The organism is Mycoplasmopsis bovirhinis, assembly GCF_900660515.1.
GTDB classification, from domain to species: domain Bacteria; phylum Bacillota_I; class Bacilli_A; order Mycoplasmatales; family Metamycoplasmataceae; genus Mycoplasmopsis; species Mycoplasmopsis bovirhinis.
On sequence record NZ_LR214972.1, the window covers coordinates 153,752 to 178,491 of the forward strand.

Genomic DNA, 24,740 nt, shown 5'->3' on the forward strand with positions numbered 1-24,740 from the left:
ACCAAATTATATTTATAGATTGTATTAACCGTTATTTCCTCTTGTAACAGTAGTAACGAAGTCTTGGAAAGTTTTCTTAGTAGCAACTTTGTTTGAAATAGTTGACTGAGTCGTTTCTCAAGCTGTTGCAATGTTTTTTCTAAATGCATCTGATCCAGTTCCAGCTGGTTCTTCAAAAATTACATAATTTTCATCTTTTGAAGTTTTCACAAATTCTTCGTATGCAATTTTTAAATACCCATTTGAACCATAAATTTTTGAAGCATTTGATGAACTAGCTTCTAAATCATTAACTGCTGAAATATACCCAGCTGATTTTTGTAACTCAACTAAAGCTGTATTACCAGTATTTCCAATAGTATTTGTAGAAGTCATTAATCATTTAACAAATGCTCTTGTAGCAGCTTCATCTTGGTCGTTTGATTTAATACCAATTAAGCTTGATCCTTGAACATATAATACTTTTTTAGTACTATCAGCATTTCATTTTGAAGGTGTAGGAAGTGAAACAAGTTCATTTTCATTTAAAAGATTTGTATCTGATAAAGCTTGGAAGGTGTGACCAGGAATTTGAACATTATCTTTAAATGTAAGAGCTTTTTCATTTAAAGTATCTAAAAAAGCATATACTACATAATCAACACCATTTTTAATTAAGTTATATCTTTTTAATTTATCTTGATCAGATGATACTAAAGTATTTAATTTATCAACATATTCTTTTAATTTACCAGTTTGTGCATCTGATACTTTAAAGAAGATGTTTAAAGTTGTTTTGGTTTTTGAGTATAAGTCGGTAATTGTTGTATCATCAGTAGGTGATTTTGAAATTCAGTCATAACGTTTATCTACTTTCTTATCATCATCTTGTGTTGTTGAAGGCCAAATCACATTTTTGTATCTTTGAGAAACATATGCAATACCACCATCTTTTTTAGCATTGGTGTTTTTGTCTGCAAACTCAAATGCATTGTTAGTTGAAATTTCGGTAGTATATTTAGTTTCAGTGTGAATTAAGTTATTAATTTTATCACCAGCTTTTTTGAAGTTATATGAATAACCTGCTGTTGAACCAATTGAGAAGGCAATTTGGTGTTTAGTTTGATCATTAGATGCATATTGTCCTGATGGGAAGGCATAAATTGCACCTTTTTCCATAGCTTCTGAGAACTTAGTGAAAATTTGTTGTGATTGAATGTAAGCTGCACCATTGTTATTTTGAATTGCATTAAATGAAACTTGAGTTCTTCCGTTGTTTTGTGAAACAGTTTGTAACATTGCTGATTTATCTCCGCCTAAAGCTGAGAATAAAGCTTGTTCATAAACTCCAGTCATATCATCAATACCAAATACTTTAACTGTTGCGTCAACTCCTTTAGCTGATTCGACAAATAAACTTTGTGCAATAGTTGCAAATTCTAATAAGCTTGTGTATGATTCGAAAATTGTTTTAGACAATTTAAAGCCACTTTTTTTATAAGGAGCTAAAACTGTATCAGCTGTTGAAACTTTTGCGCCTCATAAAGTTGCTACAGCATTTTTATCACCTGAACCCTTCGTAATAATTTCTTCAAAGAAGGTATTTGATCCGTCCGCTTCATCAAAAACAACACCTGAAGATTTCATCTCGCTTAAAATGTATCCAAGAACTGAAGCATTAAGTGATAATACTTTAGTTGATTTAAGTAATGGAAGTACATAAGTTGAACGTTGAGTCACATTTTCAATTTCTGAGTTAACAGTTGAAAATCCTGAATCAAATTGAGATAAGTCTGTATTTAACGCTTGATCTAATGAGTTGAAACTTAAAAGCATATCTCCTGAACTACCAGTTCTAGCAGCTAATTTAGCAGCTACAGTTGAGTAGTTTAAAATTAAGTTAAAGAAATTGTCTGCATCATTTGATGAAAGTGATAAGTCAACTTTTTCAGCTCCAGCACTATAACCAGAACCAACGTTCTTTTGTACAACTTTTTTAGCTAATGGTGAAATACCTAGTTTTTTGTATTCAGCATCTTTTTGTTCCTGGGTTAATGATGAATTATTTTTAACTTGGTTCATTTGATCAACTAAACCATTGTATGCCTCAATAATACTGTTAATGGTTTTAAATTGAGCCCCTGTTTCTGAGAAGGTTGTAGCTAAAACAATTTCGTTTTTGACATTTTGTTGGAATCTTCTATTTTTATTAGTAGAAGCCTTAAGACGATCATAGTATCCTGCATTAACAGAATCAATTGCTGCCTTAATGTTGTCTTCCACAGTGTCTAAAGCCTCATCATTAGCAGCTGATGTAATATTTTGATCTAATTGAGTTTTTTGAGCTTCAGGCACAAAGTTTAAATAAACTTTTAATTCTTCTTTTCTTGCTGCTAATTCAGCAGTATCTGCTGGTGTAGTACCAGTAGCGTGACCTGGATTAGCAGTAGCTTTTAGACTCTCTATTTTAGCTTTAAGTCTGTCTAAAAGTGATTTTTGATCTGCTAAAGAATTTTTAACACTTGCATCTAAACCATTATATGCATTTAAAGCTACCGTTACTTTAGCTTCATCTTCTGAACGAATGGTTGTTTCGGTTTTTGCTAAAACATCAGCATGAGTAGTTTTAAAATTATCAGCTGGTGTTGGGGTAGGTTTTGGTTGTTCAGTTGTTCCACATGAAACTACTAATGCCATTGGAGTAACTGATACTAATGATGTTCCTAAGGTAAGAACATACTTTTTAAATCTGCTTGACATAATATTTAAAAAATCTCCTATTTATAATATATAAAGTTAATAAAATTTTATAAAAATAGGATCTGAAAACTTGCGAAATTTTTCAAAAATCCTAATTAAATTATACAGATTTTTTTAAAATTCAAAAATTTATACATTAAAAAAGAATACAATTTTTTGCATTCTTTTTACTTAATTTTTGCTCAGTGAGTGAATTTAACGAGTTATAGTTAAATCAAATAACTCAATAACTTTGTGTGACATCTTTGATAAAGTTGCTAATTCTTTTTTAAATTCTTCGTTTGTTTCAAAACTTTCATAATCCTCAGTTGTTGACCATCTTTGAATTAAAACAATTTTATCACGTGATTCAAGACCGTATTCAAATGATAAATTTTTTTCAAGTTTACGAACTTTCTGAGTTAAGATATATAAATAATCGACAAAGATTTTAGTTTTTTCTGGATTAATTATATATCTTGTTGCTTTGGTATAAATCATAATTACCTCTTAATTCTCTCAAATAATATATAGTGTGTTTCTTGTTTTAACTTTGAGAATTTCTCAAAGTTAGCTACTTCACTTAAGATAAATTCACTTGCTCCTAAAGCTTTGGCAACTTGTACCATCTTTTTAGGCATTACAACTTGGAGCATTAATGCAACTGCATAAATACCATTAAGCAAGCGAACTAAAATTTGCTCTAATTTTTTTAAATCTTGTTTTAAAGTTCATGGTTTAGTTAAATCAATATATTTGTTTAAAGCATTACTTAAATTAATTGCAACTTTTAAAGCTTTATCGATTTTTAAATCATCAAAATTTGCAATATATTCATTAAGTGCATTTAAAATCTTAGTTTGGATATCTAAGTCTCATTCATTATCTGTTTTTTGGTAATTTAGATTTTTACTTTGAAATGATAGATCTTTCATTTTTAAAGTGCGAGAAATTAAGTTACCAAAATTATTAACTAAATCTGCATTTACAATATCAATTAAGCGCTCTTCATCAAAAAATCCATCTTCACCAAAATTAATTTGCGAAGCTAAAAAATATTTAATAATTTCAGGATGATATTTAAAAAGTAAATCATAAGGATCAACAATATTATTTAATGACTTAGACATTTTATAACCATTTTTATCTAAAATTCAACCATGTGATTGAATTCTTGTTGGCTGCTTAAGATCCAAGGCTTTTAAAAATATTGGTCAATAAATCATATGAAACCTAGTTATTTCTTTTCCAACTAAATGAATAATTTCAGAATTTTCTGAATTTCAAAATTCTTTAAATTCTCTCTGGCTTTGCTCGAAATTAAATCCAAGCGCACTTATATAATTGCATAAAGCATCTAATCAAACATATAAAGTGTGTTTTGGATCTTCTAAAACTGAAATTCCTCATTTAATGTTAGTTCTAGTAACAGATAAATCACTTAAACCTTTTTCAATAAAATTAGTAATAATTTCTTTTTTAGTTTTTAAAGGCATTAATCATGAATCATGGTTTGAAATATAATTTTTTAACCATGGTTCAAATTTTTTCATGTCAAAGAAATAACTTTCTTCTGAAATTCATTCTAATTCTTTTTGACTTACCGGGTGATATAATTTACCATCTTTTTTTACTGCCTGAGCTTCAGTTAAAAATTCTTCATCACTAATAGAATAAAGACCTTTATACACGCCTTTATAAACATAACCTTTGTCTAAAAAATAACTAAAGATTTTTTGGACAATTTGTTTATGTTTGAAATTGCTAGTACGCCAAAAATAATCATAGTCAATTTCGAAATCCTTTCACATTTGAATGTATTTTTGACTCAAAGTATCTACTAAAGTTTCTGGCTCTAACTTAAGCTCGGCAGCTTTTTGCTGAATCTTAAGACCATGTTCATCACTACCAGTTAACAGTTTTACATCATAGCCTTGCATTTTTTTATAATTAGCAATAACTCATGCTAAAGTAGTAGTATACAAATGTCCAATATGCAAGTTACCACTTGCATAATAAATCGGCGTTGTAATAAATGATTTTTTCATTATTGCTCCTTATTAACTTTGATTGGTTTATATAGTTTTTTAATCTCAGGTAAATAATCATGGTTTAATTTATCCTTTGGATCATGTAAATATAAATTAGGTAAAAAATGAGTTCCCGCTCCAGTTTGATACCTTGCTTCAACTAAGATAAATTTTGGTTTATTTTGCACCCGAGTAAAAACATATTGAATGCGTTTAGGTTCAAAATTATATTTGCGTAAAGTAACAAATAAATCAATTGAACGTTCTACTGGTAAAACGATATTTAAATAACCTTTTTGTTCAATAATTTTTGAAGCTCCTAATACTAAATCTTCTAAGCTAAGCATTAAATCATGAGTAGCAATTAAAATCTCCTGTGATAAATTTGATTTAATTTTTGTTTTAGTGCTTTGATAAAAAGGCGGATTACAAATAATGCTTTGGTATTTTTTTAAAGCATTTTTATTATGTTTAATTCAATATTCTTTAAAATCTTCATTAATAACAGTAATTTGATTTTCCATCTTATTTAATTTAACATTTTCTTGAGCTAAATTCGCAGCTTTAGTTTGAATCTCTAAAGCATCAATATGTAGCAAGTTATTTCTAGCAGCTAAAAAAATTGCTAAAGCCCCATTATTTGTTCCAACTTCTAAAGTATGATTAATTTTATTATTTAAAAAAACAAAATTACCAAGCAAGATAGTATCAACTGAATAATTAAACATACTTTTATCTTGGTAAATGTATAAATCACTATCAAAACCTAACGAGTTTTTTATAATCTTCAACATAATTATTTTAATTTAGCTTTGACATTATGCTTTTGATTTTTCGAATCAAAAGCTCTTTTTTGTTTTAATTTTAAATATTCTGAATATTGATCTTCTAAAATGCAATCAACTTTTCCAGCGACTAAATCTGTATTAATAATAACTACATTCACATAATCACCTAACGTAAAGGTTCTTTTTTGCCCAATTAATTTAGTTAAATTATCGTTTGGTTCGTATTCGCCGTCAAAAAGATTTGATTTATGCACTAGTCCGCTAGCTTTAAAATCAAATTCAACAAAGAATCCGAAATTCATAATACTTAAAATTTGCACTTTAAAAACCTTACCAGTTTGGTTTTTTAAATATTCAGCAAATTTTAAATCATTAACAAATCTTTCGGTTTGCACTGCTTTATGCTCGGCTTTAGTATTTAAATCACTATAGATAGCCAAGTTATCTTCAAATTGTTCTAGTAAATACTTTTTTTTATTAAAAACTAATTCTCTAATTACACGGTGGATTACTAAGTCTGGGTAGCGGCGAATTGGACTAGTAAAATGACAATAATTATCAGAAGCTAAACCAAAATGCCCAACGTTTTGGTTTGAATATACTGCCTTTTGCATCGTTCTTAAAAACATTAACTTAATAAAATCATCATCACGTAATGTTTTAATATAATTAACAAATTTAGCAAATTTAGCCGGGGAAATTGAATTAGCATTTAATGAAATATTATCTATTCCAACTGCAGCTAAAGAATTTTTTAAGCTGGTAATTTTAAGTTCATCAGGTGCATCGTGAACTCTATATAAAGCTGGTAATTTATTCTCAGATAAAAATGTGGCAATTGTTTCATTTGCTCGCACCATAAAATCTTCAATTAAAACTTCTGATTCGCCACGTTCATTAATAATAATTTCTTTAACTGAACCAAATTCATCTAATTTAATTTTTGGTTCACTAATTTGAAAATCAACGTATCCTTGATTTATTTTGAAATTATGAATAATTTTTGATAATTCCTGAGCCTGATTTAAAATTGCTTTAAGCTCTGATACCTTAGGATCTTTATCATCTAAACCTATATTATTTTCTTTAAAATATTTATCTACTTGTTTGTAAGTTAATCTAAATTTACTTTCGATAATTCCTTGGAAAATTTCAAAATTAACATTTTTACCATTTTGATCAATTTCCATCTCACATGCCATTACAAAACGTTTTTGGTTTGGATTTAAAGAACAAATTCCATTTGATAATTCAACTGGAAGCATTGGAATAACTTGATCTACAAGGTAAATGCTAGTTCCTCGTTTCAATGCTTCTTTATCTATTTCACTATTTTGTGTAACGTAATATGAAACATCTGCAATGTAAACTCCTAGTAAATAATTTCCATTTTGTAATTTTTTAACATAAATTGCATCATCAAAATCTTTAGTGTCATCTCCATCAATTGTAACAATCATTTTGTTAGTTAAATCTTTTCTATTACTTTGATCTTCTTTATCAATAGTTTGAGGTATTAAACTAATTTCTGTGTCTAATATTTTGGGAAATGAGCTAGGAATCTTTACTTCTTCTAAGTAGTATTTAACATAAACCATTGGATCTGCTTCATTTGTAATAACTTTTAAAATATCAATATTTATATTTCTTACTTCAATCTTATTAATTTTAGCTAAAACCAAATCATTTAATTTTGTTGCAACTGAATTATCAATTTTTCAAGTAAAACCACTATATCTAGCATCAACAGGGGTAAAATAAGTAATATCATTTTTTAATTTAATAAAACCATGAATTTCTTGAGTATTGCGAGCTATTATTTGCTCAATTACACCATCAACTGTAGCTTGGGTATCATAAATATTTTGATACACATTAACTTTAACAGTATCATTATGCATTGCACCATTAAAATTAAAACTTTTAATAAAAACGCTTTTTTTGGTGTTTGCTTCTAGATCAATATCATAATCAACAAAACCAAACATACCCTTTTGGTTAACTGATAAATTACCTTCAATAGTCTTGATTAAATTAACAGCATAATATTCATCTTTATGGTTTTTAAAGATTTTGTGGTTTTTTTGTAAAACTGATAAAAGTGAAGTTAGTTCTTTGTTATTAGAAGGAGAAATTCGAAAATATTTAGCTATTTCTAAAAAAGTTCTTGCTTTTGCTTGTGATATATACCTAATTATTTTTTCTTGATTCATAATATTAGATAAAAATTCTTAAGACTAATGATAAGATTAATAGCAAAAAGCCAAAAATCATCATTGAATATTTAATTATTTTTTTAACTCCTCTTTCTTTTGAAACTTTAAATAAATCTAAATCACCACTTCCAACTAATGCTCCAGAAAATCCATTTGAATCAGGTGACATAATAAATGAAATAATGATTATTAAAATACTTAAGATAACTAAAATTATTGTTAGTGTTGCCATAAAACTCCATATATAAATTTATTCTAAAATCTTCTTTAGAAAATCTATTATATATTACCATATTATTATATAATTTAGACATGAAAAAATTTAAAAAATTCTTAATCCCTTCAATTTTGACATTAGTTGCTATTCCTGCAGTTAGTTGTTCGAGTAACTCTGATGAAATAAAAACTAACCAAGAGAAAAACCTCATAAAGTCGAAAATTGATTCTAAAGAATTATATCTTAATTTACAAACTGTCTTTTTTAGTGAAACTAGAGAATTTATGAAACCTATTTTGCAAAAAGAAGTCGAAAAAGATGCACAATTTTTTGAAAATATTGCATCTAATCAAAATTTAGCTGCGATTGCTAGTTTTTTGTCAATTTATTATGATGATAATAAGTTTACTAAATACTTAGAAACTATCAAAAATGCAGCTTCAGTTTTATTAGAACAAACAGATGAAGGTAAATTCTTTTATGATTTAAATAGTGAAACTCGCAGTTTTATTAGCGGTGTTTTTAGTAATTTAATTAGAATTATTGGTACTAAACTTGATGCAACTAACCTTAAATCACTTAGAGATTTCTTTAGTTTATGAGAAAATACTATTTGATCATTAATTAATAATAATTCAATTATTAAATTTTATAATCTTATGATTAATCAAACTAATTCAAGTCAAAATGCAAAAGAGTTCTTGCCAAAATTAAAAGACTTTGTAACAAGATTTAGTAGTGATGTCGGTGAATTATTTCGCAATTTTAATTTAACTACTTATCAAGTTTTAAAAACATCAATTACTGAGAAAATAGTTAGTTACTTTCAAGAAAGTGATAAGTTACTAAATGAAATTAACCAAGATTACAAAGATGAATTTATAACATTAAATCAAAAAGAATCTAAGTTTTTTAGCTTAATGACAAATACTATTTTAGACCAACCACGCGGACTTGATTCAGTTGCAAAATTCAATGAAAATATTGAATTGCAAAATGTGCAAATAGAATTACAAAATAAACGCAATACCGAAAAAGCAAAAGAAGAAGGCACAAATCAACCTGAGACAAATCCTAAAATCGTTTATTCAGAAAAAGATAAAGAAAAAATTAACCAATCTTTTGAGGCAATTAAAGATTCAACTCCTAAACGATATGATGTAGATTTAGATGTCAAGGATTTATTGCAAGTTACTATTGCAGACACTGCTGGAGTATTAAATCAAAGCGTTAATACAACTACTTCTTTAACTTTATATTCAAGAAATAAAACTACTAATTTATTCCCAACAATTGAAGAAGATGAAGAATCGTCAAACAAATTAACAAAACTTTCAAGTTTAATTCCTTCAAATATTAACCACGTAGTTAGAATCTTATTACCAAGAACTACCTTAAATTTTGGTGGTAATAATACCAATCTTCTTGCAAGTAAAATAAATCTAGCACAAGTTACAAGCCCAATTAGAAACCTAGACAATAAACAAGCAGATTTTTATAATTATCGCTATAGTAATTTGACCGTTAAACAAATTAGGAAAAAAGATAATAAAATTGAAATTGAATTTGGTATTCAAGCAGATAGGAATAATATTAATAAATATCTCGATTTTAATTATGAAACTCATTTTCTACAACCAAAACAAAATTTTATAACAACTAATCAATTTGGTTTAAGTAGTGAAGATCCAAACTCTACTTTATATTTTGATTTATATATTGGTTTAAGTGATGAACTATATAATGATTTTTTTGCTCCAAGGTATCATAGACTAGAAGAATTAACTAAGCAAGCTAAAACTGATACAACTATAGATATAATTAGTGAAAAAAATAAGCTTTTTCGTGAAATTGTTTTTGAAATTAAATAAATAATTCAAACAGCATGTAAATCATGCTGTTTTTATAATAAAACCCACAAAGCAAAACACTTTGTGGGTTGAATTATTGAAAATATTTTAAGAATATAAAAATTAATATCCTTCTTTTGAGTTTAGCCCTTCTAAAATAGCAATTGATCTTGATGTTCCAAATCTTGTAGCACCAGCTTCGTGCATTTGAATTAAATCATTTAAATTGCTAACTCCTCCTGCAGCTTTAATTAGTAATTTATCACCACAAGTTTGTTTCATAATTTTAATATCATCTAAGTTAGCTCCTCTAAAACTAAATCCAGTTGAAGTTTTAATGAATTCCGCTCCTGATTTCATCACAATTTCAGTAGCTTTTTTAATGTCACTAGCAGATAAAAGTGCTGTTTCAATGATTACTTTTAAAACATGTGAGCCACATGCTTCTTTAACTTTTTTAATGTCATTTAAAACGTATTCATAATCACCAGATTTAAAGCGCCCAATATTCATAACCATATCGATTTCATCTGCTCCATGATCAATTGCAAGCTTTGCTTCTTGGGCTTTGACTTGGGTAATCATTGATCCAAGCGGAAAGCCTATAACACTTGTAATTCCAATGTCAGTTTTGGCTAATTTTTCATGTACATATCTAACTCAAGAAGAATTAACACATACAGTTTTAAAGTTATATTTTATAGCTTCAGAGATTAGTTTATTAATATCTTTCTCTGTTGCTTCTGGTTTTAAAAGTGTATGGTCGATCATTTTGTTATAATTCATATTACCTCTTATTGTAATTTATTAATAATTACCTTATTGTCAATTTGATTTAAATTAAATTTGTAAGCTTTAGCTAATTCTTGAGCTAAGGATTCATCAATTGGATTTGATGAAGCTAAGGTAAATAAAGTATCACCAACACGAACAAATTCATTGGTTTTTTTATTTAAAGTAATGCCAGCATCAAAATCTAAAGAATCTTCTTTAGTTTGACGACCTGCTCCAAGTTTCATTGAAACTAGCCCAAAAGTTAAGCTGTCAAAAATTTCTAAATATCCTTCTTGCTGTGATTTAACTTCTAAAGTATATTTAGGATTTCAAAAATCATCTTTTAATAATGCTTCTAAATCTCCACCTTGCAACTGTACAAATTCATAGAACTTTTCAAGTGCTTTACCGCTGAAAATAGCTTCTTTGACCATTTCTATAGCTTGTGTCTGGTTCGAAGCAACTTTAGCTTGTTGTAATATTGTAGCACAAGAAGAATAAATTAGTTCGTTAAAGTCGCTTGGACCTTTTCCTTTCAGAGTTTTAATTGCTTCTAAAACCTCATTTTTATTACCAATTTCCCTTCCTAAAGGACGATTCATATTGGTAATTTCGGCTCTTACATCAACATTTAATTCTTTACCAATGTTAATCATAGTTTTAGCTAGTTCATAAGCGCTTGCTTCATCCTTCATGAATGCTCCATTACCACATTTAATGTCTAATAAAATAGCATTTGAACCAGTAGCTAATTTTTTAGACATAATTGATGAAGCAATTAACGGAATTGAATCAACAGTTGCTGTAACATCGCGTAAAGCATATAATTTTTTGTCTGCTGGTACTAGCTTTGCACTTTGACCAATAACAGCAATTTTATGCTCTTTAACTTGTTTTATAAAGTCAGCTTGATTAACTTCAGTATTAAAGCCAGGAATTGATTCTAATTTATCGATTGTTCCTCCAGTTTGCGCTAGGCCTCGTCCAGACATTTTAGCAACATATCCACCGCAAGCAGCAACAATTGGAGCAATAGCTAAGGTAGTTTTATCCCCAATTCCTCCAGTTGAATGTTTGTCAACTTTAATTCCGGGTATTTCTGATAAATCAATGACATCACCTGAATGCATCATATATTTTGTCATTCAAGCAATTTCACGTGGTGACATTGAATTAAAAACTACCGCCATCAAGAATGCACTCATTTGATAATCTGGGGTTTTTCCAGCTACATATGAATCAATTAAGAATTTAATTTCTTCTTCAGTTAGTTCTTTGTTTTGTTTCTTTTTTTCAATAATATCAACTATACGCATAAGATTATTTTGCTAAGTTTAAAGCAATCTCCATCATTTTAACAAATGCTGTTTGACGCTCTTGTGAGCTTGTTTCTTCTTTGGTGATTAAATTATCACTAATTGTTAATAAACATGCTGCTTCTTTACCAGTTGCTTCAGCATTAGTAAATAAAGCATATGATTCCATTTCAACACAAACAGCTTGTGTTTCTTTGATTCTTTCTTCTAAAGGTACTACTGAATAAAAGACATCTGAAGAGTGAACTCTACCTTTAGTTAATTTATGTCCAAGTTCATTAGCTATATTTTGAATTTCTTCATTTAATCTTGCAGATGGCAGCGAAGTATTTCCACCTTTTCCTAAAGCTAGTTTTCTAAAAGCATCAGAATCAGCATAAGCTTCAGTTGCTAAAACAACTTCATAAAGTCCTAATTCTTTTACGTATGAACCAGCTGAACCAATTCTTACAATACGATCTACATCATAAAATTTAAATAATTCATATGAATAAATTCCAATTGATGGACATCCCATTCCACTACCAGCAATGGTAATTTCTTTACCTTTGTAGGTTCCTGTGTACATAAACATATTTCTAACTGAGTTTACTAATTTATACCCAGGATCTAAAAAAGTTTCAGCAATATATTTTGCTCTAAGCGGGTCTCCAGGCATAATTACTGTTTTAGCAATTTCACCTTTTTTTGCACTAATGTGTGGTGTCATAATTCCTCCAAAAATTATTATTGTTTAAAAAGTTAATAAAAGCGGTTATTTTAATTTTTCAAAATAACCTGTTTATATTTTAGCATATTTATCAAGAAACAGAAAAACCCATATTTCATTTAGTTATTTAATTACAGGAGTTTTAAAATGTAATATAATAAACATATGCCAGAATATCCAGAAGTTACAATTGTACAAAAAGCATTAAATAAACACGTAAAAGATCGAACAATTATTAAAGTAGAAGTAAGAGTTGAAAAACTTATTAAAAATATTGATCCAGAAGGATTTAGTGAATTTTTAAAAAATAAATTGATTTTAAATATTGAAAATTTTGGAAAGTATATTGTTTTTAATTTTAATGATCAGTCTCGTTTAATTTCTCATTTGCGTATGGCTGGAAAATATTATATTAGAGAAGCAAATGATCCATATTTATATAGTTATAAACATGATTGTATTTATTTCTTTTTAGATAATCATCAAGTTATGGTTTACAATGATACAAGGATGTTTGGTTCTTTTGAAATTGTTGAAAAAGATAACAAGGATTCACTTTACCAAATAAAAAAATTAGCAAAATTACCTGGAGAAGTTAATGCCAAAGAATTATATGAAAAAATTAAGACTAAAAATATCAGTATTAAAAAGATTTTATTGGACCAATCCCTAGTTTTAGGAATTGGTAATATTTATGCAGACGAAGCATTATTTGCAGCACAAATTTACCCAATGACTAAAGCAAAAGATATAAGTTTTAAAAAATTCCAAGAATTATTAAATTATGCCCAAGTTATTATGGACAAAAGCATTGAATTTGGCGGAAGCAGCGTTAAAGACTATAGTTCGGTAAATGGAATTAATGGTAAATTCCAAAACGAATTAAAAGTTTACGGTCGATCTGGTAAAGAATGTTTGAGATGCCAAAAGTATATTATTAAAAAAGTTAAACTTGATTTTAAAGAAAATGGGAGGGGAACAAGTTATTGTGAAAACTGCCAGAGAAAAGAATAAGACCTTAATTTTTGTAATTGATTTAATTAATGGTTTTGCAAAAGAAGGAGCATTAAAAGATCAAAGAATCAATGCAATAATACCAAATGTTAAAGATATTTTAAAAAATATACCTAATTCTGATATCTTGTTTATTTGTGATGCGCACGATAAACAAGATTTGGAAATGAAGGTTTATCCATTTCACTGTTTAAAAGACTCTAAAGAATCTCAAATTGTTGATGAATTGCAAGAATTTGTTCAAAATAATCAATCAAATATTATTTATAAAAACACTACCAATGGTTTTTGGGATATTGAACCTCGTAGACTTAGAGACTATATTGAATTTATAGTACTTGGTTCATGCACCGATATATGCATTATGCAATTTGCTTTAAGTTTGCGAACTTGGTTAAATAAAGTTAGACAAGATAACGATGTTATTGTCTATCAAGAAGGTGTGCAAACATTTGACACTGAAGATCATAATGGTGATATGTATCATAATTTCGCCTTGCAAATTATGAAGCAAGCGGGTATTGTAATTAAAAAATGAGAAGAGAAATAGATTTACATGGATTTCTTGCCGAAGAAGCTTTAATTCTAATTCAAAAAAATATTTTTGATTTAGAATCTAACAAACTCACAGAATTAATCTTTATTACTGGTAAAGGAAGTGGTGTTTTAAAAACTACTATAGAGAATTTTGTTAAAAATTATAACAAACATAACCATAAGCAATTAACTTACAAACAAATTAATGAAGGTAAATATACATTATGATTTGATTATGAAAATAATTCTATTAATCATTATGATTCATACTGGTCTGCAAAGCAAATTAGTGATCAAGAACTTAATGAACTTTTTGATCAATTTAAAAAATAATTGTTTTATCTTACAAAATAAATTAAATTTTAAACTAGGAGGTAAATACCTGGATTAATTCCGGGTATTTTAAGACTTATTTTTGAAGAAGTTAGAATAAACCACTTTTTAAGTTAAAAAAATACAAAAAAATAACAAGAAATTTTTTCTTTTTTTCAAAGTATCATTAAAGTTAAAAATCTTTCTTTTTAGTCTTGAAAAGAAAGATTTAATTTCTTTGTTGTTTAAACTATTTATAGCTCTTTACATAGAGTTTTCATTTAATTTATTAATTTGAATTGTAAACTTAAGCTATGTACTTTGCAAATCAATGGGGACTGTATCTTTATTTATTTATGATGAAACGGATCATGACAATATCGGTATATTTATTGAATTAAAATATGTTGGGTTTATCTTTTCACTTTTAGTATTTTATTCTTCTAATTAGTAAAATTTTTAAATTAACTTATATAATTTACATTTTGATCACTTCAGTTTTGTCGAATGCTTCTATTGTAATAGAATACTACTTTAACTATTTCATCTGTACTAAATTCTGAAATTAAATTCAATTAGAATTGGAACTTTTTTCCTAAGTCTTCAAAACAACTTGACCGTTTTTTAGGACTTTTACTTTTTTAAATTATATCTTCATAATTAAATTATTAGACCACAATTTATCATAGTGTTTCTAAAATATGTAATTAAAAATATTCGGATGTTTCCGAATATTTTGCTTATATATTAAATATAATCATTAATCCCGTTAAAGGTTTGTTCATCTAGTTTATTAACATTTCAATACCCATTGTCAATTCTTTTTTGTCTAGTTTTTTCACTAAAACTAAATAATTTAATTCAGATAAAGACTGCAAGATATGTAGATAAAATTAAGATAATTGGTAGTGAAATAAAGATTAAAATAGTTGGTAATAAATTACTTTGAGTTGCAACAAAACTTAAACTAATTCCTAAAACAATAATTGCAACAAAAGAAAGAACAAATCTTTTTAAATTTTGAGTAATAGTATAATTTCCAACATTTAAAATCTCGTTGTGATTTAAAATTTGTTTATGATATCTTAATTTAAGATTTTCTTTTAGATCACTAAAAATATGATTCTTTTCGTTGTTTGCTCATACAAAAATAATTAAGAATAAAACCAAACTAAAATTATTAACTGTAATTCTACTAAGAGCTAAAACAATAAAGATAATTAGAAAATCAATAATACTTGAAAAGCCTCAAACTAAACTAAAGACTATACCAAGCCTAAAGGCAGTGTAAATTAAAATAACAATTAATGAAACGATTAAACTAATTGCACTTCATTGTAATGAACTTAATGATGAAATATTAGTTACTTTAAAACTATCAACCACTAAAAGATTATTACTATAAGCATTAGCTAAAGTATTAAGTTCATTAATTATATCCTTATCTTCATGAGTTAATTTTAAAGAAATTCCACTTAGTTGATCTAATCCAGTAATTGAATAAATTGTTGGCTGGTTAATTAATAATTTATTAATGTTTGCTGAATTATTGATTTGTGAAATAAGGTTGCTAGCCAAATTTTGATCAAAAAAGTATTTGGTTTTATCACTACTATAAATATTAACAGTATGATATCCTTGCATTTCACTTGTTGAATTAAAACCGCTTAATAGGTTTTGATTCAATCCAGCTAAAGTTCCAAAAACAATAATTGCAATAAGTAATAAAGCACCAAAACTAAATAAAACTAATCTTGAATTTTTAAAATAATTAATTGTAGTTTTAGTTTGAAAATTATAAACTTTATAGCTAAAACTATTAATTCCAAATAATTTAGTTTTAGAGCTAAGATATTCACTAGTACTAATTGAAACAACAATGAGGCGTAAAAAAATTAGTGAAACAACTAAAGCTATCAAAGCTCCAAAGACACTAAAGGAACTAAAGTGTCTTATTTCATTAGTACCTAAGAAAAAGATTATTAATGATGCAACAAAAATAATTGTACTACTATCAATAATCCTTAGCGAATTAAATTTTGAAGTATTAATAATTGATTTTTTGATGGAATCACCACCTAGGTGCCTATTTTTAAATTTCTCAAATCATCCAACCGACGATTCAAATAAAATTACCATACCAATTAATAATGAACTTAGAGTTGCTGGTGAGTATTCTCCTCTAACAACAGTAAAAATTAATAAAGTTAGAATTGTATATAAAGCACTTGAAATAGCAGCAACTACACCTAATAATCCATAGTTAATAATTTGAACAAATGCTAAAATAGCAAAAGCAATAATTGAACCAATTAAAGCATATAAGTAACTATTTTGCTCGCTGCCATTTACAGTTGTTTGCTCAGTAGAAAATAGCTCTAAATTATAATCTCCTAAAGCAAAATTAATTTTCTCGACTAATGAGCGAGATTGAGAATTAGATAAACTAGCATTATTAGTTAAATATACATGATTACCATTATGAACATAGTAAACTTTTCCACGGTGAATCAAATATTTACGTGAAACATTTAATTCTGCTTCTTTTAAAATATTATCTGCTTCTTTCTTAGTATCAGTTCTAGTTGATTTAGCTGCGTTGTTAACATGAATGAAGCTTCAAAGGTTTTGATTAGCGGCTTGTCATTCAACTTTATATTCATTGATTGCTTTAGAATATAATTCACCAATATTTAACCAAATTAAAATTTCTTTATTTAATAATGATTCGGTAGCTTTTGAATATTCAGTTTCTCCCACATTACCATTTAGAGCAATTCTAATTTTATTAGTTCCATTTTGTTCAATGTATTCAGCACCATCTTTTTTAAATGGAATATTGTATGCGTAAGCATTGTCATATTTAAGTTTTTGAGTATTATTAAATTTACCTAAATAAAATAATGGTTGCATATCTGTTGAAGTAGCAATTATCGAAGGTTTTTGAGTAATTTCATTAATAAAATTACTTAATTCTGTTTGTGATAATTTCCCGCTTTTAGAAATAATAACTTTATCATCTGAATAAGGTTCAACCTTAATTCCGGTATAACCAAAACCATCAACCAGGCGGTCGTTAATTGATTTAGAAATCTTTAGATTATCAATTGGATCAGAATCTTCTTTTTTAACTTTAACAACTATTTTTGTTCCAGGGTTATATTCATAAGTTTTATTAATATTCCCATTAAAGTAAAAAAGTCCTCCAAAGATAATTGATAGGATTCCAGCTATTAATAATAAACTACTAATAGCAATCCGTTTTCAAGATGTTAATTTAAATATACTATTTAAAAATCTCATATATTAAATATACCACAAAACTTATTTTTTTTAAGGCGATTCTTGGGGTATTTTATTTTTGTCATTTTATCTAATAAAATACCGTAATTTTTAAGTAAAAACCCTCCATAAGAATTAATGTTTAAAGCTTATAGAGGGTTTAGTAAACAACATTTAATCTCTTCTACAACTAAATAAATAATCAATTCCTTGAGTAGTAATTCTGCGGCCTCGTGAATTTTTTTCTATTAAATTATAGAATAATAAAATCGGTTCAATATCACTTACAATATTTTCTTTATTAAATTTAATTAAACTTGATAAAGTTAGCAGTGAAACATATTTTTCATAAAAATTTTCTTTAAGTAATTCTAAATATTCAACATGATCTTTAGTTAAGCCATATTTATATAAATCAAGTGATTTAAAAGTTTTTTGAATGATTTTAAGATCAATCATGCCATTATTTAAAGAAATTGCAAAATCATTAACTCTTTGCAATAAATGATTAGCAATTCTTGGGGTTTTTCTGGAATATTGACTAATTTTTTTAATACAATCTTTTTCAATATTCACATTAAGTCTTTTAGCAGAATTTTCCAAAATCTTGCTAATTTCATCTTCTTCGTAATTAACTAATCTACCAATGTAGCCAAAGCGATCTTTAAGTGGCTGAGGCAAATCGTTGATACGAGTCGTTGCGCCTATTAATGTAAATTCCTTAATTTTCATCCTCATAGAACGAGAATTTCCTTCAACTCCAATAATTAAATCAAAAACAAAATCTTCCATTGCATTATATAAAAACTCAACTACAGTTTTATTTACGCTATGAATTTCGTCTATAAAAACAATATCGCCTTCATTAATTACAGATAAAACATTGATTAGATCACTTTTTTTCTCAATGTTTGCCCCTTGAATAAAATGTATCTTTGCACCTATTTGGTTTGCAATGATCGAAACTAATGTTGTCTTTCCCATTCCAGGGCTTCCGTAAAATAAAATATGTGGCAAATTTTTTTGTTGAATTTGTGAACTACTTATTACTGTTTGTAAGGTCTTAACTAAGTTTTTTTGACCAACGAAATCTTTAAATTGAGTTGGTCTAAGTTCTAAGGTGTGATTCACTATTTGTTGTAATTAGATTTATGCTTTCTTCTACCATTTTATCAAGATCTGTTTTTTCTGTAATGTTAGCTAGAGCATACTCAATTTGGTTTCGTTTAAACCCCAAAGAACTAAGAGTATTAGTTAAATCAGTTAAGTTATTAACCTCGGTTCTTTTTTCTTTGCTTAAATCAATTAGTTTTGATCATTTTGATTTCAACTCAACACAAATGTATCTAGCCGTTTTTTCTGAGACAAAATTAATTTTAGCTAATTCTGCTCAGTTGTCAGTAGCAATATGGTGAGCTACAACTTCTCAACCTTTTTCTAAAATAGTCATTGCTATTTTAGGTCCTACTTTTTCAACAGTAATTAAATCAGTAAATAAAAGCCTTTCTTTAAAATCTTTAAAACCGTAAATATTTTTGTAAAATTCTGTATTTTGCTCGTATAAATAAATTTTGCACTTTGTGCCTACTTCAAAACGGTTAATATTTGCAACATTTACAATATATCCGTCTCCTTTATTTTCAAAGATAATACTTGTTTTGTTCTTAAAAACAATTTCGCCAATTTTGTATAAAATCATAATTTTCCTCCGTTTTAAAAATAAGAAATAAAAACAAAGTGTACTAAAAAAGAAAAAAGGCAGCAAAAGTTACTGCCCTGTTATATTATGATATTAACTACTTTTAATACGATCGTTTAATGCAAGATATGAAGTATGTTTTTTACCTTTGTAAAATCCACAGTGTTGACATAATACGTGTTGTTCAATTAATTTTGTACAATTTGAACATTTAATTAAGTTTGGTGTTTCTAAAGCGCTATGAGTTTGTCTTTTGTGTTTACGTTGTTTTGATGTCTTGCGTTTTGGAACAATTGCCATATTTCCTCCTTGAAGTTAATTTATATAAACAAAATTTTAACTATATATGTTAAATAGCAATAACAATTATAATATAAAATTAAAATTTAAGAAATGTAAAATTTAATTAAATTATTTAAATCATTAATTTATAATAAATTATATATGAAAACAAAAAGAGACAAGGTAAAAATTGGAATAGTTGTTGAATATAACCCATTTCATAATGGACATATTTACCAACTAAACTGAATTAAAGAAAAATTTCCTAATTCTAAAATTATTGTTGCAATGAGTTATAAATATTCGCAACGTGCTGAATATATTTGTGTTTCGTGAAACCAAAGAAAGAAAATTGCTAAAAAATATGGTGTTTCGAAATTTATTAAATTAAATAATAAAATCTCAGCTCAAGCAGCTCATATCTTTGCTAATGAAGCAGTAAAAAAACTAAATAAAGAAAAAATTGATTATTTAGTTTTTGGTTCAGAAACCGGAGATATCACTCAGTTTTTGAAAATAGCTTATATTTTAAAATATAAAAAAGATCAGTACAATAAATTAATTAAAAAATATTTAAAAACTGGTGGCAATAGCTTTCCTAAATCTTCAGCCTTAGCTATTCATGATTTGTCTAATTATTCTTTAACTGCACCAAATGATATTTTAGGAATTGAATATGTTAAAAGTATAGTTGAAAATAATTTTAACATTAAGCCACTTTGTTTGCAACGAACTATTGGTTTTCATTCATTAGATGCACTTGGTGAATTCACTTCTGCTACAAACTTACGCAAAATGGTTTTAAATAATCAAGATACTAGCAAATATACTCCAATGAAAATAACTAAGTTTAAAAGAATAGAAGATACTTATACTAAGTTCCAAAAATTTGTTAAAAAAACTAGTGCCCAAAAACTTAAAAACTATAAAATGGTTGATGAAGGAATTGAAAATTTATTTAAAAAAAATATAGAATATAATAATTATAGTGATTTTATTGATTCTTGTGTCAGCCGCAGATATACCCGCAATAGAATTAAACGAACTTATTTATCTATATTATTAAAATCAAAAAGAGATTAAGTTTTTTTATAAACTTAATCTCTTTTTTTAATTAATTTGGTTTGGTAAGGCATTAGTAGAAAATTACTTTCCCTATAAACTTTGTTGCTAATATTAATTTTTTCTAAAAAAATTTGATTATCAATACTTAATTGTCAGCATAAAATTCCTTTATGAAGATTTTGCAATAAATATCTATTTTTAATTTGTGTATTATTAGCAATTATATATTTAGTATTTAAATAAATAATTTGGTCAATAATAAAGTCATATAAGTAATCTAAAAAATTAAAATGATATAAAACTCCTTTGGCTTTTCATTTACTTAAAAATATGTTTGGTAAATAAGTAAATGAAATTTTTGGGTTATTAAAAATAAGTTGCTTTGTTATTGTTTTTAATTTTTCAAACATAAAAACATATTCAGTGTGTTTGATATTTAAATAATTATTAAAATTTAAATTATAACTTGCTTTGTTTAATAAAATTGTGTCAAATAAATTAAGTGCAAAATTATTTTTAAATTCAAAATCATAAATTTTTTCATCAATGAAATTTAGCAAATTGAAATATTTCAATTTAATATTTTTTTTGCAATAACTGTAAATTTTTATTTTTAATTCTTGTTTAAAGTAATTAAAAACACGGTTTAAAAAATCAATTTCTTTAATAATAATATTTTTAGGAATAGATTTTAAATAAACATCAAGTTCTTCAAAGACAATACCAGAAACATTATAGTTATTTGAAAAAAAGCTATAAACCATAAATAAATTTCAATACATATTTGTTTGATCTTCTTTTAAGCCGTAATTAGCTATTGCTTCTTTATCTTTAGTATTATCATTAAAAGCTAAATCTAAAGAACGATCTAACAAATCTTCTGTATTTAAAATATCATTAGCTCTAGTATTTTGTTTTGAAATTGTATAAGCTAAAAAATTCAGAGTATTAAAATTAACAATTTGTTTAATTTGAACATTTCCAAGCGATATTAAATTTTTTAACCAAGTTCTTAGTAACTTATCATTTTCAGTAACCAAATTAGCAGATTCTTCAGTTTCAAATTCTCAAGAAAAATACCAATGGGGTAACACTAAAATAACCTTTAAATTATTTAAAGATAATTTCTCAATTTTTTGAGAAAGAAAATTTAAATACTCTAAAAACTCATTATTAGATAATATTTCTTGACTTTTTGGATACATGAAAATAAAATATTCATTATTTAAATCAACATTAAAAGTTTTTGATGAGAAAGATTTCAAATAATTCATTGATATTTACTCCAGTTGTTTTTGATAAAAGGTCAAGTTTTCCTAACTCTTGAATTTGGTGTTTTATCTTCTTAATACCTAAATATTTTAAAACACTAGCTATTTTACGGATTTTTCAAAGTGGTTGTTTAGTTTTTTCGCTTATTTGAATGTTATTTAAACCCGTTTGTAACATATAAAAATAATTCAAACAGTCACTCAAGATATTTCCAAATTGTGCAATTAAAGAAATTATTTCTTCACCTTCTGAAACTCTTTCTAAATATTTTTCATAAATTTTATGTAAATTAAAAGTTTCTATTGAATTAAAAAATGAAAAAACTTCATTTTTAGCATATTTTGAAACAGTTGCTTCAATTAACTCAAAATTGATTAGTTGATAATTTTGAGTTAAATTATTAAACTCATTCATAATAATTTCTAAATTATCAGGCATTTTATCTAAAAATATTGTGAGATCTGAATAAGAAAAAGTTATGTTGCGTTCTTTTGTTAATATTAATAATTCAGATATTAAATCTTTTTTAGCGATTTTTTTACATTCAATTACTTTTGCATTTTCTATTAAAAAATTGCTAAATGCATTATTATATACTTTTGCTGAATTTAAAATAAAGACAACTTCATTTTGTGTTTCAAAATTGCTCAAAACGTCAATTAAAGAATCAGATTTTTTTTGCAATGTTTTGTTATATTTATTAGTTGTTAATAGTTCAAAATCTTTAACAATTATAAGTTTTTTATCACTAAAAAGCGAATTTATAGCTATTAAATCAAGTAAATCTTGAAACTCAAAATTATCATCTAAAATAGTTGTTTGATCCAAAGTAAATGAAGATTTAATTTGGTTAAGATTTTTATTAATAAAAAATTGTTCATCTCCGAATATAAATTTCATATCACTTATTATAGTTTATTTTGTTTTTTATTTATAAAAACAGTTAAAAATGATATTAAAGTAATTGATGGCAAAATAACCTTAAGAATTAAATTTATATCAATTGTTAATTTTAGATACATTAATAGTAAAAGTAAATTATCTAAAAACAGTTGGATTAAACTAATTGCCGGCGGCAATCAAATAAAGATAATTAAGATAATATACAATATTTCAAAAATTGGTGAAATAAAAATACTTAAAAACCAAGAACTTAAATTAATTTGGTCTTTTCATATGATAATTAAACTAGTTGAAATTAATCAAATATGAAAATAAGTTACTAAATAGGTACCTATTGATTTTTTATAATTTTCTTTTTCCATATTGCTAATAAAAATCGATAATATAAAACTAAGTCAATACCCTTGAGAATTTGCTTGTAGATTTGAAGTAAATAATACTGTTAAAACTAAAATAAAAAGAAATTTATATTCTTTATCTAATTTTTTATTAACAAAATAATTTAACATAATAGTAAAAAATGCCCTATTTACTGAAATAGTTTTTAAACACATTAACCAGTAAATTATACATAATATATAGCTAATGTTTTTTAATTTGCCTTTAAAAAATACTTTTAAAAAAGCAAATAACAGTTGAAAATGCATTCCACTAATAATTAAAATATGAATTAATCCTAGTTCACTAGCATAAACAAATGGACTAGTTTGATAATTAACACTCGAACCAAATAATAATGGTATTAAAAATTGTGAGTAAATTTGGTTAATGCTATTTGCAAAGCTAAAAATATGATAACGTATATCATATGAATTTAATACTTTTAAATCTTTAATGTAGTTAAAATACTTATTACTTATTTCACCGTTTATTAAAACCTTATCTCACAAGTTTAGTTTAATATTAACATTATTTAAATTTAAATAAAAAGCTTCATTGTTAATATTTAAAAGCTTGTAATTATTTTTATCAATTAAATCAACTCAATAAATACTTTGATAAATTTTTAAAAATAATTGGTTTGATAATTGTTTTAAAGAATATACTAAGAAAATCATGGCTAAACTAAATACAATGAATTTTAAGTTATGTAAAAATAATAATATAAATAAAATTAAAACACAAAAAGCAACAAATAATCAAATTACATTATTTTGTTGCATAAATAAAATAAAAAAAGAAGCTATTAAAAACAAAAATAAGTCTTTTAAATTAACTCGAAAAAGTTCATGAGCTTTTCAAGCGTCTTTGTACCAATTCCACTGATCTGTTCAATTTTTTTTCATGTTGTTTTAGGGTTTTCCTTACGGTAATCTAACAAAGCTTGGGAAATTTTATTAGATAATTTTAATGGACTTATTTGTTTAATATTTTCAAAATCAATTCACCTTAATTTTGTATCTGAAAATGGGACATGGATTTTACTACTATTAGGCACAAAATTATTTAATTTAAAGTTAGATAAATCCGCTAAGTCTTGCACCTTTGCTTGGAATAGTAATTCCCGGTATGTTAATTTCTTAGTTGATTTAATTACTCCATCATTTACTACGGCTCCACTAACGTAATAAATGTGAATTTTTTCTTCATTATTATATTGTTTATCTTTTGGTTTATTAATGTAAACTTGTAAAACAACAATGGTGCCTGCTACTGAAAATAAAAATAAGAAAATTAATAAAATTTGTCCAAAGGTTTTGCGCTTCATAATTATTGAATAAAAATACCATAAGAAAAAACTAAAAATAAAAAAATA

General features: G+C 26.0%; 22 protein-coding genes. 5 read left to right on the forward strand and 17 right to left on the reverse strand.

Translation table 4 applies throughout. The annotated features are described in order from the left end of the window. Positions 1 to 24: 24 nt before the first annotated feature. From EXC44_RS00580 to secG, 6 genes are all read right to left on the reverse strand, one after another. Positions 25 to 2,739 (reverse strand): P68 family surface lipoprotein, encoded by a 2,715-nt coding sequence (locus EXC44_RS00580; protein WP_129620976.1) that lies wholly within the window; start codon positions 2,737 to 2,739, stop codon positions 25 to 27. A gap of 195 nt (positions 2,740 to 2,934) precedes the next feature. Continuing rightward, positions 2,935 to 3,219, reverse strand: a complete 285-nt coding sequence (locus tag EXC44_RS00585; RefSeq protein WP_099309346.1) for an antibiotic biosynthesis monooxygenase — start codon at positions 3,217 to 3,219, stop codon at positions 2,935 to 2,937. Positions 3,220 to 3,221: 2 nt separating this feature from the next. After that, positions 3,222 to 4,766 (reverse strand): methionine--tRNA ligase, encoded by a 1,545-nt coding sequence (gene metG / locus EXC44_RS00590; RefSeq protein WP_129620978.1) that lies wholly within the window; start codon positions 4,764 to 4,766, stop codon positions 3,222 to 3,224. Beyond that, entirely contained in the window at positions 4,766 to 5,542 is a 777-nt protein-coding gene (locus EXC44_RS00595) for a tRNA1(Val) (adenine(37)-N6)-methyltransferase (RefSeq protein ID WP_129620980.1), read from the reverse strand. Before EXC44_RS00595 ends, metG begins: the two co-directional genes overlap by 1 nt. Before the next feature lie 2 nt (positions 5,543 to 5,544). Beyond that, positions 5,545 to 7,749 (reverse strand): ribonuclease R, encoded by a 2,205-nt coding sequence (gene rnr, locus EXC44_RS00600; RefSeq protein WP_129620982.1) that lies wholly within the window; start codon positions 7,747 to 7,749, stop codon positions 5,545 to 5,547. A gap of 4 nt (positions 7,750 to 7,753) precedes the next feature. Then, positions 7,754 to 7,984 carry a preprotein translocase subunit SecG gene (gene secG / locus EXC44_RS00605; RefSeq protein ID WP_099309342.1) on the reverse strand — a complete coding sequence of 77 codons (231 nt, stop codon included), beginning with the start codon at positions 7,982 to 7,984 and terminating at the stop codon, positions 7,754 to 7,756. 80 nt (positions 7,985 to 8,064) lie between these two features. Here secG and EXC44_RS00610 point away from each other — a divergent pair, with 80 nt between their 5' ends. Beyond that, positions 8,065 to 9,840 carry a hypothetical protein gene (locus tag EXC44_RS00610; protein WP_129620984.1) on the forward strand — a complete coding sequence of 592 codons (1,776 nt, stop codon included), beginning with the start codon at positions 8,065 to 8,067 and terminating at the stop codon, positions 9,838 to 9,840. A gap of 102 nt (positions 9,841 to 9,942) precedes the next feature. Here the strand turns inward: EXC44_RS00610 and deoC are convergent, their stop codons facing one another. From deoC to deoD, 3 genes are read right to left on the reverse strand one after another with little or no spacing between them, the layout of a single operon-like run. Then, positions 9,943 to 10,605: a deoxyribose-phosphate aldolase gene (gene deoC / locus EXC44_RS00615; protein WP_099309340.1), complete on the reverse strand. Its 663-nt coding sequence runs from the start codon at positions 10,603 to 10,605 to the stop codon at positions 9,943 to 9,945. 8 nt (positions 10,606 to 10,613) lie between these two features. Beyond that, the gene (locus EXC44_RS00620) at positions 10,614 to 11,909 is read right to left on the reverse strand and encodes a thymidine phosphorylase (RefSeq protein WP_129620986.1); all 1,296 of its coding nucleotides are present in this window, start codon (positions 11,907 to 11,909) and stop codon (positions 10,614 to 10,616) included. A 4-nt stretch (positions 11,910 to 11,913) separates the two neighbouring features. Then, complete coding sequence (gene deoD / locus EXC44_RS00625; RefSeq protein WP_129620987.1) at positions 11,914 to 12,618, reverse strand: purine-nucleoside phosphorylase; 705 nt, start codon at positions 12,616 to 12,618, stop codon at positions 11,914 to 11,916. Positions 12,619 to 12,783: 165 nt separating this feature from the next. On the opposite strand from deoD, the gene mutM reads away from it, so the two are divergent. Genes mutM through EXC44_RS00640 form a run of 3 tightly spaced genes read left to right on the forward strand, consistent with a single transcriptional unit; the run spans position 12,784 to position 14,502 of the window. Continuing rightward, positions 12,784 to 13,632, forward strand: coding sequence for a DNA-formamidopyrimidine glycosylase (mutM, locus tag EXC44_RS00630; RefSeq protein ID WP_120161125.1), 849 nt, complete (start codon positions 12,784 to 12,786; stop codon positions 13,630 to 13,632). After that, on the forward strand, positions 13,607 to 14,182 hold the full coding sequence (locus EXC44_RS00635) for a cysteine hydrolase family protein (protein ID WP_223213414.1): 576 nt from the start codon (positions 13,607 to 13,609) through the stop codon (positions 14,180 to 14,182). The genes mutM and EXC44_RS00635 overlap by 26 nt, the downstream gene beginning before the upstream one ends. Continuing rightward, a complete protein-coding gene (locus EXC44_RS00640) occupies positions 14,167 to 14,502 on the forward strand; it encodes a Smr/MutS family protein (RefSeq protein WP_129620989.1) in 336 nt (111 codons plus the stop codon). The genes EXC44_RS00635 and EXC44_RS00640 overlap by 16 nt, the downstream gene beginning before the upstream one ends. 726 nt (positions 14,503 to 15,228) lie before the next feature. On the opposite strand, the gene secDF is transcribed toward EXC44_RS00640, so the two are convergent. The 4 genes from secDF to rpmF form a co-directional block, all read right to left on the reverse strand. Further along, positions 15,229 to 17,784 carry a protein translocase subunit SecDF gene (secDF, locus tag EXC44_RS00645; RefSeq protein WP_129620991.1) on the reverse strand — a complete coding sequence of 852 codons (2,556 nt, stop codon included), beginning with the start codon at positions 17,782 to 17,784 and terminating at the stop codon, positions 15,229 to 15,231. 153 nt (positions 17,785 to 17,937) lie between these two features. After that, positions 17,938 to 18,894, reverse strand: coding sequence for a Holliday junction branch migration DNA helicase RuvB (gene ruvB / locus EXC44_RS00650; protein ID WP_223213413.1), 957 nt, complete (start codon positions 18,892 to 18,894; stop codon positions 17,938 to 17,940). Next, on the reverse strand, positions 18,872 to 19,462 hold the full coding sequence (gene ruvA, locus EXC44_RS00655) for a Holliday junction branch migration protein RuvA (RefSeq protein ID WP_129620993.1): 591 nt from the start codon (positions 19,460 to 19,462) through the stop codon (positions 18,872 to 18,874). The genes ruvB and ruvA overlap by 23 nt, the downstream gene beginning before the upstream one ends. Positions 19,463 to 19,555: 93 nt before the next feature. Beyond that, entirely contained in the window at positions 19,556 to 19,762 is a 207-nt protein-coding gene (gene rpmF / locus EXC44_RS00660; RefSeq protein ID WP_099309332.1) for a 50S ribosomal protein L32, read from the reverse strand. Positions 19,763 to 19,906: 144 nt separating this feature from the next. On the opposite strand from rpmF, the gene EXC44_RS00665 reads away from it, so the two are divergent. Beyond that, on the forward strand, positions 19,907 to 20,827 hold the full coding sequence (locus EXC44_RS00665) for a nucleotidyltransferase (protein ID WP_120161116.1): 921 nt from the start codon (positions 19,907 to 19,909) through the stop codon (positions 20,825 to 20,827). A gap of 14 nt (positions 20,828 to 20,841) precedes the next feature. Here EXC44_RS00665 and EXC44_RS00670 read toward each other — a convergent pair whose 3' ends face one another. The 4 genes from EXC44_RS00670 to EXC44_RS00685 are packed head-to-tail and all read right to left on the reverse strand — an operon-like array spanning position 20,842 to position 24,692. After that, positions 20,842 to 22,083, reverse strand: a complete 1,242-nt coding sequence (locus EXC44_RS00670) for a hypothetical protein (protein WP_129620995.1) — start codon at positions 22,081 to 22,083, stop codon at positions 20,842 to 20,844. Next, positions 22,046 to 22,981, reverse strand: a complete 936-nt coding sequence (holA, locus tag EXC44_RS00675; protein ID WP_129620997.1) for a DNA polymerase III subunit delta — start codon at positions 22,979 to 22,981, stop codon at positions 22,046 to 22,048. The genes EXC44_RS00670 and holA overlap by 38 nt, the downstream gene beginning before the upstream one ends. Positions 22,982 to 22,989: 8 nt before the next feature. Further along, positions 22,990 to 24,147 (reverse strand): ComEC/Rec2 family competence protein, encoded by a 1,158-nt coding sequence (locus EXC44_RS00680; RefSeq protein WP_165001832.1) that lies wholly within the window; start codon positions 24,145 to 24,147, stop codon positions 22,990 to 22,992. Between the two features lie 44 nt (positions 24,148 to 24,191). After that, positions 24,192 to 24,692 carry an MAG0490 family ComEA-like DNA-binding protein gene (locus tag EXC44_RS00685; RefSeq protein WP_129621001.1) on the reverse strand — a complete coding sequence of 167 codons (501 nt, stop codon included), beginning with the start codon at positions 24,690 to 24,692 and terminating at the stop codon, positions 24,192 to 24,194. Between the last annotated feature and the right edge of the window lie 48 nt (positions 24,693 to 24,740).